Source organism: Bacillus sp. FSL R5-0659 (assembly GCF_038008785.1).
Taxonomy (GTDB): Bacteria; Bacillota; Bacilli; order Bacillales; family Bacillaceae; genus Bacillus; species Bacillus safensis.
This window is the reverse complement of record NZ_JBBOZU010000001.1, coordinates 1,600,147-1,617,408: the sequence shown is the minus strand read 5'-3', so window position 1 is coordinate 1,617,408 and position 17,262 is coordinate 1,600,147. Positions and strand designations below refer to the sequence as shown.

The 17,262-nt window shown below is 40.8% G+C and carries 12 protein-coding genes; all 12 read right to left on the bottom strand.

Annotated elements, in window-relative coordinates; translation table 11 throughout:
• Positions 1 to 81 precede the first annotated feature (81 nt).
• On the bottom strand, positions 82 to 1,374 hold the full coding sequence (gene yfmH / locus NSQ72_RS08145) for an EF-P 5-aminopentanol modification-associated protein YfmH (RefSeq protein ID WP_039178701.1): 1,293 nt from the start codon (positions 1,372 to 1,374) through the stop codon (positions 82 to 84).
• Positions 1,371 to 2,651, bottom strand: a complete 1,281-nt coding sequence (gene yfmF / locus NSQ72_RS08140; protein ID WP_341083748.1) for an EF-P 5-aminopentanol modification-associated protein YfmF — start codon at positions 2,649 to 2,651, stop codon at positions 1,371 to 1,373. Before yfmF ends, yfmH begins: the two co-directional genes overlap by 4 nt.
• A 145-nt stretch (positions 2,652 to 2,796) precedes the next feature.
• A complete protein-coding gene (locus NSQ72_RS08135; RefSeq protein ID WP_341083747.1) occupies positions 2,797 to 5,913 on the bottom strand; it encodes an MMPL family transporter in 3,117 nt (1,038 codons plus the stop codon).
• 311 nt (positions 5,914 to 6,224) lie between these two features.
• The gene (locus NSQ72_RS08130) at positions 6,225 to 7,454 is read right to left on the bottom strand and encodes an MFS transporter (protein ID WP_247544397.1); all 1,230 of its coding nucleotides are present in this window, start codon (positions 7,452 to 7,454) and stop codon (positions 6,225 to 6,227) included.
• Positions 7,455 to 7,555: 101 nt separating this feature from the next.
• A complete protein-coding gene (locus NSQ72_RS08125) occupies positions 7,556 to 8,281 on the bottom strand; it encodes a GntR family transcriptional regulator (protein ID WP_039178693.1) in 726 nt (241 codons plus the stop codon).
• Positions 8,282 to 8,445: 164 nt separating this feature from the next.
• A complete protein-coding gene (locus tag NSQ72_RS08120) occupies positions 8,446 to 10,818 on the bottom strand; it encodes an FtsK/SpoIIIE family DNA translocase (protein WP_341040554.1) in 2,373 nt (790 codons plus the stop codon).
• Between the two features lie 110 nt (positions 10,819 to 10,928).
• A complete protein-coding gene (locus NSQ72_RS08115; protein WP_008344712.1) occupies positions 10,929 to 11,165 on the bottom strand; it encodes a YlzJ-like family protein in 237 nt (78 codons plus the stop codon).
• Positions 11,162 to 11,890, bottom strand: coding sequence for a ClpP family protease (locus NSQ72_RS08110; RefSeq protein ID WP_064498475.1), 729 nt, complete (start codon positions 11,888 to 11,890; stop codon positions 11,162 to 11,164). The genes NSQ72_RS08115 and NSQ72_RS08110 overlap by 4 nt, the downstream gene beginning before the upstream one ends.
• 292 nt (positions 11,891 to 12,182) lie before the next feature.
• Positions 12,183 to 13,850 carry a ribonuclease J2 gene (gene rnjB / locus NSQ72_RS08105; protein ID WP_012010007.1) on the bottom strand — a complete coding sequence of 556 codons (1,668 nt, stop codon included), beginning with the start codon at positions 13,848 to 13,850 and terminating at the stop codon, positions 12,183 to 12,185.
• Between the two features lie 171 nt (positions 13,851 to 14,021).
• A complete protein-coding gene (gene dapA, locus NSQ72_RS08100) occupies positions 14,022 to 14,888 on the bottom strand; it encodes a 4-hydroxy-tetrahydrodipicolinate synthase (RefSeq protein ID WP_039178685.1) in 867 nt (288 codons plus the stop codon).
• Positions 14,889 to 14,918: 30 nt separating this feature from the next.
• Positions 14,919 to 16,133, bottom strand: a complete 1,215-nt coding sequence (gene dapG, locus NSQ72_RS08095; RefSeq protein ID WP_341083746.1) for an aspartate kinase — start codon at positions 16,131 to 16,133, stop codon at positions 14,919 to 14,921.
• A gap of 92 nt (positions 16,134 to 16,225) precedes the next feature.
• Positions 16,226 to 17,245: an aspartate-semialdehyde dehydrogenase gene (gene asd / locus NSQ72_RS08090; protein WP_024424127.1), complete on the bottom strand. Its 1,020-nt coding sequence runs from the start codon at positions 17,243 to 17,245 to the stop codon at positions 16,226 to 16,228.
• Positions 17,246 to 17,262: the final 17 nt, after the last annotated feature.

Sequence of the window (17,262 nt, the reverse complement as noted above, 5' to 3'; positions counted from 1 at the left end):
GAATATCCTCGCAAATAAAGCGGTTTTTTCAATGAACATAAAAAAGACAAACTCTGCCGATATGAGTTTGTCTTTTTACATTTATTTTGTTTTTGGGACGACTTTGAAAACGGACATCCGTTCTTCATCAATTTCTTCATCTAAAATTTGCTGAATATCAGCTAATTGAATTTGTTCCAGCACTGTGACGACATCAAATAAGCTCATGTCTAAGAATGCATATCGAGTAAATTGGTTCGCAATGTATTCTGGAGAATTCATGGCTTTTAAAAAGCTGCCGATTTTTTTCTTGCGTGCAAGCTCAATTTTCTCCTCTGTCATGAGGCTTTTTGCTTGAAGAAGGGTTTCTTTTAATACTTTTGCGAGTTGATCAGGATCATTTGTATCCCCGCCAACTGAAGTGAAGCCAAAGCCGCCTTCTTCTGTATAATCGTAGCTGAATGTTTCATCAATTAAGCCTTTTTCATACATCTGTTCATATTGTAATGAGCTTTTGCCAAACAGCGTCTCTAAAATGAGGTTCATCCCAAGCTCATGCTTTAGCAGTTGATTTCCTTTTTTATGCGGATTCTTTGTTTTCAACCCGAACATACATTTAGAGCCTTGTACGTTCATTGGAAGTTCGTATTCTTTCCGGTATACACCTTCAGGCTCATTGATGTCTTTTCGTTTGATCTCCGGCTGGTCTGTAAATGGCTTTTTCGCCTGATTTGCTCTGACTTGATCTAAAATTTGTTTCGGATCAACCGGACCAACGACGAATAGAAGCATATTGCTCGGGTGATAGAACGTTTCATAGCATTCATACAAATGATCTTTTGTAATAGGGGCAATACTCTCTACTGTTCCAGCAATATCTATTCTCACAGGATGTTCTTGATATAAATTTTCAATCAGACCAAAGAATAAACGCCAGTCCGGATTATCGTCATACATGTTAATCTCTTGGCCAATGATACCTTTTTCTTTTTCGACTGTTTTTTCAGTAAAATAAGGCTCTTGAACAAAATCAATGAGTGTCTCAAGGTTTTGTTCGACATTTGAGGTGCTAGAGAATAAATAAGCCGTTCTCGTAAACGTTGTAAAAGCGTTTGCGGATGCTCCTTGTTTACTAAAAGTATGAAACACGTCTCCATCCTCTTTTTCAAACAGCTTATGCTCTAAGAAATGGGCAATTCCGTCAGGCACTCGAATCATGTCTTCTTTGCCAAGCGGCACAAATTCATTATCAACTGAGCCATATTTTGTTGTAAAGGTCGCATAGGTTTTGTTAAACCCTTGCTTTGGCAGCACATAGACGTCAAGTCCGCTTTCCATTTTTTCGTGATAGACCGTTTCTTGCAGCTGGTCGAATTGAATTGTTTTCACTGTCATGAAGCACCCTCCGTTCCTTTAAGAAAATAGGTCGTATCCCACTCGATTTTCTGACCCACTTTGATGATGTCCTCTTTTGTCACTCGGTCTAATGCTTCCAAAAAGGAATCAAGGGTTTCCCCAGTTGGCACAACGGCATGCTGATACAAATATTCTGCTGTCCCATATGATGTATCGATCGTTTCAAGCAGCTGGTTTTTGACGACTGCTTTTGTTTGATCAATTGCTTCATCAGAAAAATCACCTTTTTGCATCGCTTCAAATTGTTCTTTGATGATGTCTACTGCCTGCTGGTAGTTGCCAACTTCAATCCCTGACATGACCATCATCAAGCCTTTAAAGCTCTCAAGTCTAGACACAGCGTAGTACGCAAGACTTGCTTTTTCACGAACATTGATGAATAGCTTAGAATGCGAGAAACCGCCGAATATGCCATTAAACAAATGCAGCGCCGGATAATCTTTATCTGCAATCGTTGTATGTGTGCGAAAGCCGATGTTCAGTTTGCCTTGTTTTACGTCCTCTTCATCAATGACTTCTTTTGGTTCATTTTGAGGTCTTGCTGATTCAGTCTGTTGTTTGATCGGTTCTCTTTCACTTGTTTTAAAGTATTGGGAGACCATTCGGCTGATGTCTTGTTCGTCAACATCTCCTACTACATAAAGATCAAGCTGGTTTGATTGAAGCGCATGCTCATAAGCTTCAAAGAGCGAGTGAGCGGTGATTGCGTCGATGTCTTCCATTTCACCATTGACGTGCAGTGCATACGGTTCACCTTTACACATTTCCTGCACGAGTCTTAAATTCGAATAACGCATTTTATCATCATAGACTGCCTGAATTCGCTGTTTTAACGTGCGTTTTTCTTGATCTACATATAATTGACTAAACACCCCTTCTTCAACATACGGGTGGAATAATAGGTCAGATAGTAAGGCAATCCCTTTTTCTAGTAAAGGAGTTTGATCCTTTAGATATTTTTCATTCGCCATTTCTAGACGGAAGGTAATAATGTGATTCTCACCTTTTTTCGCCATGTCTGCCGAAACGGTTGCTCCATAGAGCTCATCAAAATAAGCACGCAATGCACCTGTTTTCGGCATCTTTTCTGTTCCTCTTAACAACACATGCGGGAAAAGAGAACGCATGGTGACGTCATCTTTGGATAACGGTGCAAGCATTTTAAAAAGGATTGTCACGGTTTTAAATTTTTCTGTTTTGACAATATGAGTATGAAGACCAGGTGTGTCCAGTGTCTTCTCTTGTAAGTACGTCATGAGAAACCTCCTTTGTTCATCCTATTTATTATGTATTAGAACATAGCTGATATATACGTGAAACAGCCATTTAATAGACATTATATCAATCAGAGGAAAGGATAGGAAATAAAAACGCCTCTGCTCATAGCAGAGACGCCAGTTGTTATTTCATTCTAAAAGGCCACCAATTCCATTTACCGAAAATACGAACCATAACCGGAATAAAGAGCGGCAATACAACAAAAGCATATAATAAAAGTCCAATGAGTACGACCGTTGCAATTTCAACAAGTGATAATACTCCCGATGGCAGCATAGCGGCGAACGTACCTGCCAAAATGGCCACTGCAGAAATAATGACAGAACCCATATTTCTCATCGCTGATATCATCGATGCTTGTACATGCTCTCCCTTCCATTCATTAAAACGATCCATGAGGAAGATGGAATAATCGATCCCGAGTGTCACAAGAATAACAAAGCTGAAAAATGGGACAGCCCAGCTGACACCATCGTAGCCAAAAAATGTTTTAAAGATCCATTCTGTTAACCCGATCGATGTAAAATACGTTAAAATCAGTGAAAGTGTTAAGTATATCGGCATAACGATTGACCGTAATAAAATAATTAAAATTATAAAAATACCAATTAACATGAAGATGACAGTTCGAATAAAGTCACCGTCAGACGTTTCTTTTAAGTCCACATTTAAGCTTGAGATACCAGATACACCGTATTTGGCATTTTTGAGTCCACTTACAGGTAAATATTGATCGAGGGTTTCCTCAATTTTTGCGACACCTTTCATCGCTTCATTGCTATATGGATTCACATTTAGGATGACTTCAAAAGTCGTTAATTTACGATCTGGAGACATATACGTATGAAAGATTTGCTTAAATTCTTGGCGTTTCAGCACTTCTTCTGGAATAAACCAGCCTGTTATTTCTTCATCTGGCGCTTGCTGAAGCTGCTTTAAGTAGCCGTCAGCCTCGGTGAAGCCGCTTTTGACCTGCTCAAGCCCTTCAATACTTTCATCTAATCCATCTGTTAATAATGTAAGTTTTGATGAAAGCTGGCCAAATCCTTTTTTGATGGCTTTTTGGCCGTCTGTCAACTTCTCTGCACCATCTTCAATTTTAGGCATTTCTTTAATCAATTGTTTTTGGCCCTCATTTGTTTGGTCAAGACCGTCATAAATTTGATCAAGCCCATCCATGAGCGCTTGCACTTGGCGTTTTACTTCTTTTTGCTTGCTTGATAAGGTTTGAATCACTTGATCTGCCTGCTTGATCTTTTGCTTAAAGTGAGAGGCTTCCTCTTCATATACACTCATTTGATCCCCTGCTTGATCAAGCATTCCTTTTGTTTCTTTGAATACTTTCTTGATTTCTTTATATTCTTCCATGTCTTTTACTTCTGGAAGACGATTTTCTAGTGCTTCAAATGATAGATTTTCATAAGATTTCTTTACTTTCTTAATGGTTGTCATCAGCTGCTGATTCGATTTCGCATGGCGTTCCAGTGTTTTCACCACTTGCTCTAGCTCTTGAATCATCGTTTCACTGCTGCGATATTCTTGCTCTAATTCCTTTTTCGCTTCTTTGATTTTACTTCGAATCGTACCGACGCCATCTTTACTGCGCCTCACCCCATCTTCTAAAGAGATAAGGGATTCCCTGACTTCTCCGATACCGCTTTTGATTGCTTTCGTTCCATCAATCAGCTTGTCAATGCCTTGAGCGGATTCTTCAATTTTTGGTTTTTGTTTGAGAAGGGCCAGATTTGTTTCTGTCAAGCCATCAGAAATTTTCCCGATTCCTTCATGTCCTTTGCCAAGTTCTCCTCCTAGCTCTTTCGCTTGAGAGGTGACATAAAGCTGGCTCAGTCCGTCTCCAACAGGGCGCGTGACACTGCGGACTGTTTTGACTTCGTCAATGTCATTTAATTTACGGGTCAGTTTTTCAATGATCACAATCTTTTTTTGATTATCTAGCTTATTGTCACTTTCAACAAGCACATTCAGAGGCAGCGCTTCACCAAAGCCAAATTGCTCTGATATCTTATTAAATGCAGACACTGACTCATACTTATTCCCAATTTCATTTAAACTGTTATAAGATAGGGTGCCGTCGTACATCAGAATAGGAGGCACCGTAATAAGAGCGACTAAACCTAAGCTGATCAGCGGCCTTCTAAATGAAAAGCGCCCAGCCCATTCCCACATTTTACTTTGCGGGTGCCGGATGTTTTCTCTTTTAGATGGCCAGAATAGAGATTTTCCGAAAACAGACATAAAAAAGGGAACGATGGTAACAAGGGCAATCAGCAGAACGCCCACTCCAACGGCAACACTAACGGCTGATTGATACAATTGGAATTTAGCAAATCCAATACTTGAGAAGCCGACTAACACGGCTAAGCCGCTGAAAAATACCGTCTTCCCTGCACATTGATACGTGACGATAATCGACTCTTTGACATCACGGCCTTGACCGATCTCCTCTTTAAAACGGCTTAACAGCAGGATGCAATAATCTGTTCCGATACCGAACATAATGGCTACCATAAAAATCTGAGTAAAATTAGATAGAGGAAATTGTGTATATTCTACAAGAAAAGCCACAATACACCGGCTGACAGCGTAAGAAATGCCTATCGTAATGAGCGGAACAACAGGTGCCAATATCGATCTGAAAACAATTATTAAAATAAAGAAAATAAAAATCATCGTGATAAGTTCAGTTTTCTTCAGACCTTGTTGAGAGCTTTTAATGACATCTGAATCCACAAATTTTTGACCCGTTATTTCATATGAGACATGATAGGGCTTTAAAACTTCCTCAATTTGTTCTTTAATCTTCACAGCTTTTGTTTCGTAGTGGTCGAATTTGAATGGAACAAGAAGTGTACTTTTATCTTTTGATAAAAGTTGTTTTTGAATGTCCGGATCTACATGAAAATATGAAGTAATTCCGTCAATGTGGAGTTCTGGGGCATGTGTCATGAGTGCAGCTAAAGCCTTTTTTAATTCCTGCTCTTTCGCAGGGAACAGATGTTGTTCGGAGAATACAAGCACACCTGTATCTTTTTTCCCGTTCTTATCTGATAGCTTATCCAATAGGTGAAGTGCCTCAGCTGTTGGTGTCCCCTCCGGAACCTTTAATTGCCCTTTTTCTCTTGTTAATTCCTCTAAATTGGGCGCAGTAATAAACAGAATCACAGCTGTTATCATCCACACCACTAATACAATCCATCTTGCTTTAATTATTTGCAACATAGCTGCTTCAAGCTCCTTCTAGTTCATCAATCAATTTGCTGTATTTGAGCGTGTCTGAAGTGCTGACTGCGTCTCCTTCAAATGGCAGGATGACCTATTCAATTGTCCTTACGTGTTGAAGAAACACATCTCCATCATCAGCACGCGAGCTCAATTTCTGCCTAAAGAAAGACAGAAAATGAATGTTTTTGAACACCTCCAATTTGGGATAATTTAAAAGATATTACTATACATTAGTTTAACTATCAAAATTTTACATGTCAATTTATAAAAAAGAAAAAAGATGGCAAAATGCCGTCTTTTTTCTATATTTAAACTGTTTTCAATTGTTCACTCTCATCCTCTTCATCTGGCTGGATGAAAAAGAGGACCAAAAATAGTGAAATGAGACTGCAAATGGTCGAGAGAATAAAAACAATGGAGTCCCCTTTATCCATAAGATAGGCAAAAATCGGAGGTCCTAAAGCAACACCGATAAAACGCATACTGCTATAAAATGACGTAATGGTACCGCATTGTTCTTTTTCAATTCCTTCTGTAATCAGCGCATCAAGTGCAGGCAGCACAATACCGATACCAACACCGCCAATGCTTAAACAGATAAACAATACGTAAAAGCTGTGATTCCACCATAAAAAAATATAAGAAAGTGATAACAAAGCCATACCTGCGATTAAAAAGATCCTCATTTTGCCTTTTTCTTTTCCAATCGTTTTTCCAGCAACGAAGGAACTGATTGATAGAAAAAGGAGCGGAATACTCAGCAGAAACCCTTTTTTGACACCTTTTATTTGATAAGCCGCCTCTAGATTATCGGATAAGTAAAAAAGCACACCAAAAAGAAGAAACATAATAAAACCGCCAATAGCAAAAATGGCATAAAGCCAGCGTCCCTCATGCTTAAAAATGGTCTTTGTTGCTTTTAAAAACTCTTTAAATGTAGGCGGGTCCTCCTCTTTTTTCGCCGACTCTACCATGAACAGTACCATGAGAAAGCTGATGGCCGAAAAGAACGGAATGAACCAAAACGGCACATACCAAAACCATGAAGCAAGAAGTGCCCCAATAATCGGGCTTAGGACCTTTCCCGCTGTGTTAGAGGTTTCAATGGCGCCAAGTCCCGCACTGACCTCTTCATCATCATGAAACAAATCTCCTATAAATGGCATAACAACAGGTGCCGCTCCAGCTGAACCGACACCTTGAAGGACCCTGCCAAGAAGGATCCACATATACGGTTCTTTCATGATTGTTGAGGCGACTGCTGCCACAGCCCCTCCAAGTCCGGCGATTAAAAGACACGGCAGCAGTACCTTTTTCCGCCCAATCCGGTCTGATAAATAACCGGCGATTGGAATACATAAGATTGCTACAACCGAATATACCGTAATAATGAGAGAGACTTGAAAGGAAGTGATCGAGAGTTTCTTTTCTATCTCTGGCAATACAGGTATTAACATCGAGTTCCCTAGTGTCATGATTAGAGGGACTGATGATAACGCAATGATATTCTTTTTACTGACTGTTTTCTCGCCCAACATCATTCACCCAATTCTATATACTGTTACGTATTAGTGTGGCAAGTTTGACGAGTATTATGTATGGCAAACAAAAAGCAGCCGCCTATGGAAGCGACTGCTTTTTAAAATCGTTTGCGTATGACATGAAAGCTGAATTTATCCGCTCGAAAATAATTGAGGGAGTATAAGACCGGCTGATCATCCTGATCATAGTGCATTTGTTTGAGTAATAATAACGCCGTTTCAGGGTCACAATCTAGAATCGGTGAAACCTGATCGTGGTAGCCAATTGGTTCAATGTCTGCAACTGCATATTTAATCCCACTGTGCGGTTCTCTTCCAAACAGCTCAAAAAGAGACTCTTCTTCATGTGTAAAAGAAGCGGGAAGGTGTTTGACTGGAATTTTATCTAAACAATAAACAACTGGCTGTCCATCTGCCGTTCGAACGCGTTCCATTGAAAAAATCCCATCAGATTCATCACACTGAAAACGAATGACATCATTTTCTGTTGGCTCCCCTTCTTGCGAGGATAAAAAGATGGTACCAGGCGTCATATTGACCTGCTCAATCATTTTCGTGACACTTGTCAGCTGTTCTATGCCTGTCGAAAAAAGTGGTCTTGAGTTGACGAAAGTCCCCACACCATGCCTTCTTATTAAATACTTTTCTTCTTCTAATATACGAAGGGCTTCACGCAGTGTCGCTCTGCTCACACCTAAAAGCTTTGAGAGCTCAAACTCAGAAGGCAGCTTTTCTTTTTCGGCATATACACCTGTTTGAATATCTTCTTTAATACGGTCAATCACTTTCAAATATAAATGGCGATTGTCTGTTTTGGTCGACATGTTTTCCCTCCGTCTAATCAATGCAAATGATAAGATGAGAAATCTCTATTCCGAGATAAGTTGAACATAACTATATCATGTTTTTGCAAATAAATAAATAGTCTGACATCCAGTTAACATAATCATACTATCGTTTACTGATTTTCACGAAAGCTCTCTTCAACTTATGAAGAGAGCTCGTCATATTGTTCTTTTGAGAGAAGAACCTCTCTTGGTTTACTTCCTTCATATGGGCCTACAACGCCTCGCTCTTCCATTGCGTCAATGAGACGTGCTGCCCGGGTATAACCAATGCGGAACCTTCTTTGCAGCATAGAGACAGAAGCCGTCTGCATGCCAATGATCAGTTCAACTGCTTCATCATATAGATCATCTTCCACAGCTGCAAGCTGATCCTGCGTTTCTTCGCTTGGAATCATTTCCTCTTGGTATTGGGCTTTTTGCTGTGTGATCACATGATCAACAACATGTTCCACTTCTTCATCTGATAAAAAGGCGCCTTGCACACGAACCGGCTTGTTTGCACCAACAGGTAAAAACAGCATGTCCCCTCTGCCCAGCAACTTTTCTGCGCCCCCCATATCAAGGATCGTCCTTGAATCTGTTTGGGAGGATACGCTAAAGGCGATGCGGGACGGGATATTGGCTTTAATGACACCTGTAATGACATCGACAGAAGGTCTTTGTGTGGCGATAATCAAATGAATTCCCGCAGCACGAGCCATTTGAGAAAGTCTTGTAATGGAGTCTTCCACATCAGAGGAAGCCACCATCATTAAATCAGCAAGCTCGTCTACAATGACAACAATATAAGGAAGCTCTGGCTGTTTGGCATCTTCTGTTTGATTCATTCGTTTAATGTAATCATTGTATCCTTCAATATTTCTTGTCCCCGTATGAGAAAACAATTCATAGCGGCGTTCCATTTCGCTGACTACTTTTTTAAGTGCTTGAGAAGCTTTCTTAGGGTCTGTTACGACAGGTGCCAAAAGGTGCGGAATGCCGTTATACACATTTAATTCAACCATTTTTGGATCAATCATCATCATTTTCACTTCATGAGGCTTCGCTCTCATGAGAATACTTGTGATAATGCCATTGATACACACACTTTTTCCGCTTCCAGTCGAACCTGCTACAAGTAAATGCGGCATTTTGTTCATTTCAGCAAGCACGGCTTCACCCGAGATATTGCGGCCTAAGCCAATAAGGAGCTTAGCATTTGGACGGTCATTTTGCTTCGATTCTAATACCTCTTTTAATGAAACCATAGCGATTTCTGCATTCGGAACTTCAATCCCGATGGCTGATTTACCAGGAATCGGCGCCTCAATTCGAATGTCCTTTGCTGCAAGGGCGAGTGCTAAATCATCACTTAGATTGACGATTTTGCTGACCTTCACGCCAACATCTGGATATACTTCATATTTGGTCACAGCTGGACCTAAATGAACCTGTGTGACTTTTGCTTTCACACCAAAGCTTTGAAATGTTTTTTCAAGCTTTCTTGCATTTTCATATATATTTTTCTTATCTGTTTGCTGACCTGAATGCTGCGGCTCTGCCAAAATATCAAGTGATGGCAATTCGTAATCTTTGTTTTCAAGTTCTGTAAATGTCATCGGCGGTGCCTCTTTTGGTTCATCAGCTGTATCTGATTGAACTGGTGCACTTTGCACAGACTCTTGAAGAGGCTCTGTCTCTTTTGCCGCCTGCTTCTTTTGAACGGGCGGGGTGAGAATGTCATCTCTGTCTGCAAAGCTTGAAATAATCGGCTGGCTATTCTCAGAAGACGGCGTTTCCTCTTCGATCAAGATCAGATCATCCTCGTCCTGTTCTTGAATGCGTGAACGTTTTTTCTTTTCACCTGTTTTCTGAGAGGACGCGCTCTTTTTCGCCTGCCTGATTCCTTTCATATCTTCAACAAACGCCTTCCACTGCTTCACCATAAATTGTGATACAGGAATCGTCACTTTTTTCACCATTTCCTGCAGGGATCGGTTTGTAATCAGAACAATTCCAATCAGCATCAGAACAATCGCCATGATTTGCGAGCCTGCTTGCGCAAATAAGAAATAAGAAGCAGCAAACAATACAGCTCCGATCATGCCGCCTCCTAAATCAGATGACCCTGTTTCACCTTTCATATCCATCAAGAAAAGCTCAAATGTATTTCTAATTACACTTTGAGAGCCAATGACGCCAGCAGATGAAAGATGCTGGAAAAGCTTCACATGTGACAAAAGCAAGATACTCGCAATGATGCAGTAGAGACCTGCTTTTCTTCTTGTCAAAATATCTGGGATTTGTTTTTTCCAGAAAATCGTCACACCAAAAAGAAATAATCCGATAAGGCAGAGAATAAACCATTCACCTGCAAAGAATCGGAATAGATGTACAAAGGTTTGTCCAACAACGCCCAGCTGTAAAATGGCAATGATCGCTATGGCAATACAGACTAACCCATTTAATTCATATTTCAGTTTTAGCTGTTTATTTTGTTTTTTTCTCGTTTTCCGTTTTCTCTTTTTAGCCATACTCATCACCTTACTACGAAAGAAAATATAACCTACCGAAAGATCAGAAAGAAAGCAGCCTGGTTTTGGCTGCATCTTGTTGTAAGTTTTCCCTTTATTATAGCATAGAATCATTCATATGAGTCGGTTTGATTGGTGCCTAAATGTAACTTCAATCGCTTGCCTGGTGCAAGCTCTTGATTGAGAAAATCCATAGGATTGGTGCTCATGACTTGAACGATTTCTGCTTCATCTTCTTTCATTTCAACCATCACTGGCACACCTTGAATGTTTACCTGCTGGAGTTTACGTTCTCCCTGTTCCTCAGCGTAAATGGCTTCATATGGCATAGGCGTATATAAAATCATTGGATCAGCCCCTCGTTTTGAGATGCCCTTTCTCCGATAAGTTCATTCAACTTTTTAATCGCTTGTCCTACACCGCCGACTTCATTCATGAGTCCGTATTCCGCTGCCTCATGACCAACGACATTTGTTCCGATGTCTCTTGTCAAATTGCCTTTGGAGAACATGAGCTCTTTAAACTTCTCTTCTGTAATGTTGGAGTGGCTTGTGACAAAGTTAATAACTCTTTCCTGCATTTTATCTAAGTATTCAAAGGTTTGCGGAACACCAATGACAAGACCTGTTAATCGCACAGGGTGAATGGTCATCGTGGCTGTTTCGGCAATATACGAATAGTCACACGATACAGCAATCGGGACACCTATCGAGTGGCCGCCGCCAAGCACAATCGAAACAGTTGGTTTTGATAAAGAAGCAAGCATTTCTGCAATTGCGAGTCCCGCTTCAACATCTCCCCCTACTGTATTTAAAATGATCAAAAGGCCCTCTATTTTCGGGTTTTGTTCAACGGCTACGATTTGTGGAATGACATGTTCGTATTTGGTTGTTTTATTTTGTGGTGGAAGCTGCATATGGCCTTCAATTTGTCCAATAATGGTGAGGCAATGGATATTTGTATCTTGCGGCAGCTGCGGAACGGCTGTTTCACCAAGCTGCTGTATTTTGCTCATAATACTGTCTTTTTCTTCTGGCTTTCGCTCAGGCTGCTGTTCATTCTTTTCGTCCATTTGTCTCCATCCTTTCCTCAAACTCTTCTCCTATTATGAACAAATAGGGCATATTCCATCCGCATTCCTCACGCTACATCAAAAAAGCCCAAAGAGCTTATGCTCCTTGGGCTTAGCGTGTAGACAAACCCTCGCATTCGCCCGCAGTCCTGCGCTTCGGTGCTCGTCCTTTCTAGACTGCAAAGGTTTTCTATCACGCTAAAAAGAAGACAAAGTGCTAAAATAAAGTTCATTTTAGCACTTTGTCAATAATCTAAAGCCCAAAGAGCTTATACTCTTTGGGCTTTTCTCATCACACTTCCATAATAATTGGAATGATCATCGGCTTACGTTTTGTTTTTTCATATAGGAATTGATTGAGAACATCGCGCATGGATTGTTTCAATGTTGACCATTCAACAATTGAGTTTTCCGTTTGCTCTTTGACAATCCCTTTGACCATTTCTGTTGCTTTCACAATCAGCTCTTCGGATTCTCTTACATAGACAAATCCTCTTGTGATGATTTCAGGTCCAGAAATTAATTGTTTCTTTTGTTTATCTAGCGTAATGACAACGATCAAGATGCCGTCTTGAGACAACAGGCGTCTATCGCGTAGCACGATGTTTCCGATATCACCAACGCCAAGACCATCGATTAAAATGTTCCCTTGGTGAACTTTTTCACCGATTTTGACGTTCTGTCCTCTAAACTCAACCACATCTCCTTTATCAATCAAGAAAATGTCGCTGCGTTTCATACCTACTTCTTCGGCAATACGAGAATGTGCTTTTTGCATACGATATTCGCCATTCACCGGAATTAAATACTTCGGTTTTAGTAAGTTCAGCATCAGCTTTAACTCTTCTTGGCAGCCATGTCCAGATACATGCACACGTTTTTGTGCAAAAATGACTTGTGCTCCGCTTCTTGTTAGGAAATCCACTGTTTTAGAGTATGTGAGTTCTTGTCCAGGAAGTGGTGTAGATGCAATCACAACAGTGTCATCTTTTTCAATATGAAGCTGTTTGTGATTTTGCTTTGCCATTTTTGTTAAAGCAGCAAGCGGCTCTCCGTGGCTTCCAGCAGTCAGGATGACCACATCGTTTTTCGCCATTTTCTTCACTTCTTGAACGGGTACAAATAATTCTTCATCTGCTGTCACATAACCAAGCTTGATCGCCAGCTGAAGGGTTGTCATCATATTCTTCCCTGCAACGGCAAGCTTACGGCCATTTTGATTGGTTGCATTAATGATCTGCTGCACGCGGTTAATATTAGATGAAGACACAGCAACAATCACACGATTTTCAGCATTGTACATCGCATTTGAGATTTCGTCTTGGACGAGCGCCTCAGAAGGTGTATAACCTGGTTTTTCAGCATTTGCACTGTCTGAAAGCAGTGCTAAAACGCCATTGTTTCCAATTTTCGCAATCTCTCCGATGTCACAGGCTTGGTTAAGCGCTGGGGTTTGATCAAATTTAAAATCACCTGTGCATACGATTGAACCAAGAGAGGTTTTGAAGCTGATCCCAACTGAATCAGGGATACTGTGATTCGTTCTAAAGAATGATACTTTTGTTGTTTCAAAAGTAATGACTGATTTTGCATGTACCTCACGCAAATCAGCTTTTTGATTGAAGCCATACTGCTTTAATTTTTCTCGAAGTAACGCAAGGGTCAGCTTCGTTCCGTAGACTGGTACAGACAATTTGCTCAAGCAATGGAATACGCCTCCGATTGCTTCATCATGTCCGTGGGTAAGAAAAATTGCTTTCACCCGATCAGCACGTTCTGTTAAATAAGAGATATCAGGAATGACGACGTCAATGCCTAGCATTTCGTTTTCTGGATGCATTAAGCCTGCATCTACCACGTATATGTCCGAATCAATCTCAATGACATATAGGTTTTTCCCGATTTCTCCAACGCCTCCGAGTGCAATAATTCTTACGTTCTCTGTATTTTTCTTTTTCAAAATTCTTATCCTCCTAGTCTCAAGCCCGTCCATCATCGCTTAATGCTATTATAACTGAATCTAATTTTAGAAAACAAGATGAAGTCACATTTTAAGAAAGTGTTTATGTATAAAAAACGGTCATACTCAGGGACATCTGAGAATGACCGCTTACGAAATCTTTTGTTTTGATCAGCTGTTTAAAACGCTGCTTAAATCCAGTCTCTCTTCTTCTGACAAAGGCAAAAGCGGAAGACGAACAGATCCGACGTCTAGTCCTTTCAGCTGAAGGGCTGTTTTGACAGGCGTTGGATTTGGCGCTGAGAAAAGCTGTTTCATGATTGGAAGCAGCTTTTGATGGATCAATGCTGCATTCGCTGTTTGGCCTGAAGCATAGCTTTTCAGCATTTGCTGCATATCCAGTCCTACGATATGAGACGCAACAGAGACAACTCCTTTTGCACCAACAGATACAGCCGGAAGTGTCAAGCTATCATCCCCTGAATATACATCGAAATCTTCTGGCGTCTCAGCAATGATTTTTGTCATGGCATCAAGATCGCCACTTGCTTCTTTGATGGCAACAATGTTAGGTATTTGCGCAAGCTTAATCGTTGTTTCTGGTGCTAATGAAGCGACCGTTCTTCCTGGTACATTGTAAAGCATGACAGGAAGAGATGTAGACTCGGCAATGGCTTTAAAGTGTGCATACATGCCTTCCTGTGATGGCTTGTTGTAATAAGGTACGACAAGCATCACTGCATCAACGCCCGCTTCTTCTGCTTTTTTCGTTAGTTTGATAGACGCATTTGTATTATTACTGCCTGTTCCTGCAATGATTTTACAACGACCATTTGCTAATTTGACCGATTGCTGAAAAAGAGCGACTTTTTCTTCATTCGATAAAGTTGGCGATTCGCCTGTTGTCCCTGCAACGACTAAGGAGTCACTGCCGTTTTTTAATAAATAATCAATGAGAATTGATAGTTTTTGGAAATCAATGTTGCCCTTTTTATCAAAAGGTGTAATCATAGCTGTTGCGATATTTCCGAAATTCATTTTTTTCACCTCATCATGATTCAATCACATTTATCTTGAAAGTTCAAACACTTCATGCAGGGCATTGACGGCCGCTCTCATGTTTTCTTCGTTCACTAACACCCAAATGGTCGTATGACTGTCAGCTGATTGTAAAATCGGAATGTTTTGCTCGGATAGTGCCGATACAATTTTAGATGTGACACCTGGTACACCCATAATGCCTGCGCCAACAGCTGATACTTTCGCACAATTTGTTGTCACAATTGGCATATAGCCAAGATCTTTTAGGATCGACGTTGCCTTTTCAGTCATTGCACCTGTTACTGTATACACAATTTCACTCGGTGTGATGTTGAAGAAGTCGACACTGATTTGTGCGTTTGCCATTGCTTTGAAGACCTCTGTTTGTACGCTGTACTGACCTTCTTTTGCTGGAACTTTGATTTGCGTCACATCATTGACATGTGCAATACCCGTAATGAGGCGGTCGTACACATCATGGCTCATTTTATCTGAGTAGTGTGATGTAACGAGTGTGCCCTCATCATCAGAATATGTTGAACGGACCCTCATTGGTACTTTTGCTTGCATCGCAATTTCGACAGCTCTCGGGTGAATGACTTTTGCCCCTTGATATGCGAGGTTGCAAATTTCCGTATATGTCACGACTCTCAGCGGTTTTGCATTTTCAACAATACGGGGATCTGCTGTCATAACGCCTTCTACATCTGTAAAGATATCAATAAAGTCTGCCTGCAATGCAGCGCCTAAAGCAGCGGCGGACGTATCACTGCCACCTCGTCCGATTGTTGTCACGTCTCCATTTTTCGCGGCTCCCTGGAATCCAGCAACAACGACAACATCATGTTCAGACAGTGCTGCCTCCAGACGTTCGCACTTCATGTCAATAATTTTCGCACTTGTATGCTCCTTATCTGTTACAAAGCCCGCCTGAGCTCCAGTCATCGCTACAGCCTTTAGACCGTTTTCATTCAGCATACTTGAAAACACAACAGCTGAGATATTCTCTCCGCAGGAAACAAGCAAATCTTTTTCTCGATTTGTCATATGCTGCGCGCTGCCGTAAAGCAGACCAAGCAGCGTATCTGTCGCATAGGGATCACCTTTTCGTCCCATTGCAGAAACGACGACAACCGACTTATAGCCTTTCTCTTTTGCAGATAAGATATGTGCGAGTGCCCTTTTTCTACCTTGATCATCTTTGACAGATGTACCGCCAAATTTTTGGACAATTATTTTCACTGTTTTCACTCCAAGTTCATTCTGACGTAACAGAAGAGAGCAGGCGAAAGATGCCTAACTCTCTTCTGTTCGTCCTCAACATCCATTAAATGTTAAACTAATTTTAATGCTTTTAAGCTTTCTGCAATTTGAACTGAATTCCATGCAGCACCTTTAAGCAGGTTATCAGATACAATCCACATATGGAACCCGTTTGGACGGTCCAAATCTTTCCGAATGCGGCCGACAAATACGTCGTTTTTCCCAACAGCATCTGCAGGCATTGGATAAATTTGCTGAGACGGATCATCTTGCAGCGTAATTCCTGGTGCATCTTTTAGAATTGATTTGAGGTCTTCCACTGTTGCATCATTTGATTCTAGTTCGACGTAGACAGATTCTGAATGTCCCGTTTCAATTGGAAGTCTCACACATGTTGCCGCTACTTCCAGCTCTGGCATATGCATGATTTTTTTCGTTTCGTTGATCATTTTCATTTCTTCGAATGTATAGCCATTGTCTTGGAATTTATCAATTTGCGGAATCGCATTAAATGCAATTTGATAAGGCATAACTTCTGGTTTTACATCTTCTTTATTTAAAATGGCTTGTGATTGGCTGTATAGTTCGTCAATGGCCTCATGTCCCGCACCTGATACTGCTTGATACGTAGAGACAATGACTTTTTTCATTCCATACGCCTGACGAAGCGGTTCTAATGCCGCTACCATTTGAATCGTTGAACAGTTAGGGTTTGCAATGATTCCTTGATGATCATGCAAATCTTTTTCGTTTACCTCTGGTACGACAAGAGGGATGTTTTCGTCCATACGAAAAGCACTAGTGTTGTCTACAACAATCGCACCTCGTTTAACTGCTTCAGGAGCCAGCGCTTTAGAAACATTTCCTCCAGCACTGAATAATGCAATATTCACTCCTTCAAAACTTTCAGGTGTTGCTTCCTGAACAGTGTACTCTTGGCCTCTGAATGTCACTTTTGTTCCAGCAGAACGTTTTGAGGATAGTAGAGTAAGTGTATCCATTTCAAAATCTCTGTCAGCTAGTGTTTTTAACATTTGTTGACCGACAGCTCCAGTCGCTCCAACTACAGCTACATGCAATCCTCTTCCCATCAGTAAAACTCCTTCCG

Excerpts from the sequence above, each read along its gene's own strand:
- yfmH (WP_039178701.1), bottom strand. The coding sequence starts at position 1,374 with ATGACAGTGAAAACAATTCAATTCGACCAGCTGCAAGAAACGGTCTAT.
- yfmF (WP_341083748.1), bottom strand. The coding sequence starts at position 2,651 with ATGACGTACTTACAAGAGAAGACACTGGACACACCTGGTCTTCATACT.
- NSQ72_RS08135 (WP_341083747.1), bottom strand. The coding sequence starts at position 5,913 with ATGTTGCAAATAATTAAAGCAAGATGGATTGTATTAGTGGTGTGGATG.
- NSQ72_RS08130 (WP_247544397.1), bottom strand. The coding sequence starts at position 7,454 with ATGTTGGGCGAGAAAACAGTCAGTAAAAAGAATATCATTGCGTTATCA.
- NSQ72_RS08125 (WP_039178693.1), bottom strand. The coding sequence starts at position 8,281 with ATGTCGACCAAAACAGACAATCGCCATTTATATTTGAAAGTGATTGAC.
- NSQ72_RS08120 (WP_341040554.1), bottom strand. The coding sequence starts at position 10,818 with ATGGCTAAAAAGAGAAAACGGAAAACGAGAAAAAAACAAAATAAACAG.
- NSQ72_RS08115 (WP_008344712.1), bottom strand. The coding sequence starts at position 11,165 with ATGATTTTATATACGCCTATGCCATATGAAGCCATTTACGCTGAGGAA.
- NSQ72_RS08110 (WP_064498475.1), bottom strand. The coding sequence starts at position 11,890 with ATGGACGAAAAGAATGAACAGCAGCCTGAGCGAAAGCCAGAAGAAAAA.
- dapA (WP_039178685.1), bottom strand. The coding sequence starts at position 14,888 with ATGAATTTCGGAAATATCGCAACAGCTATGATTACACCTTTTGATAAA.
- asd (WP_024424127.1), bottom strand. The coding sequence starts at position 17,245 with ATGGGAAGAGGATTGCATGTAGCTGTAGTTGGAGCGACTGGAGCTGTC.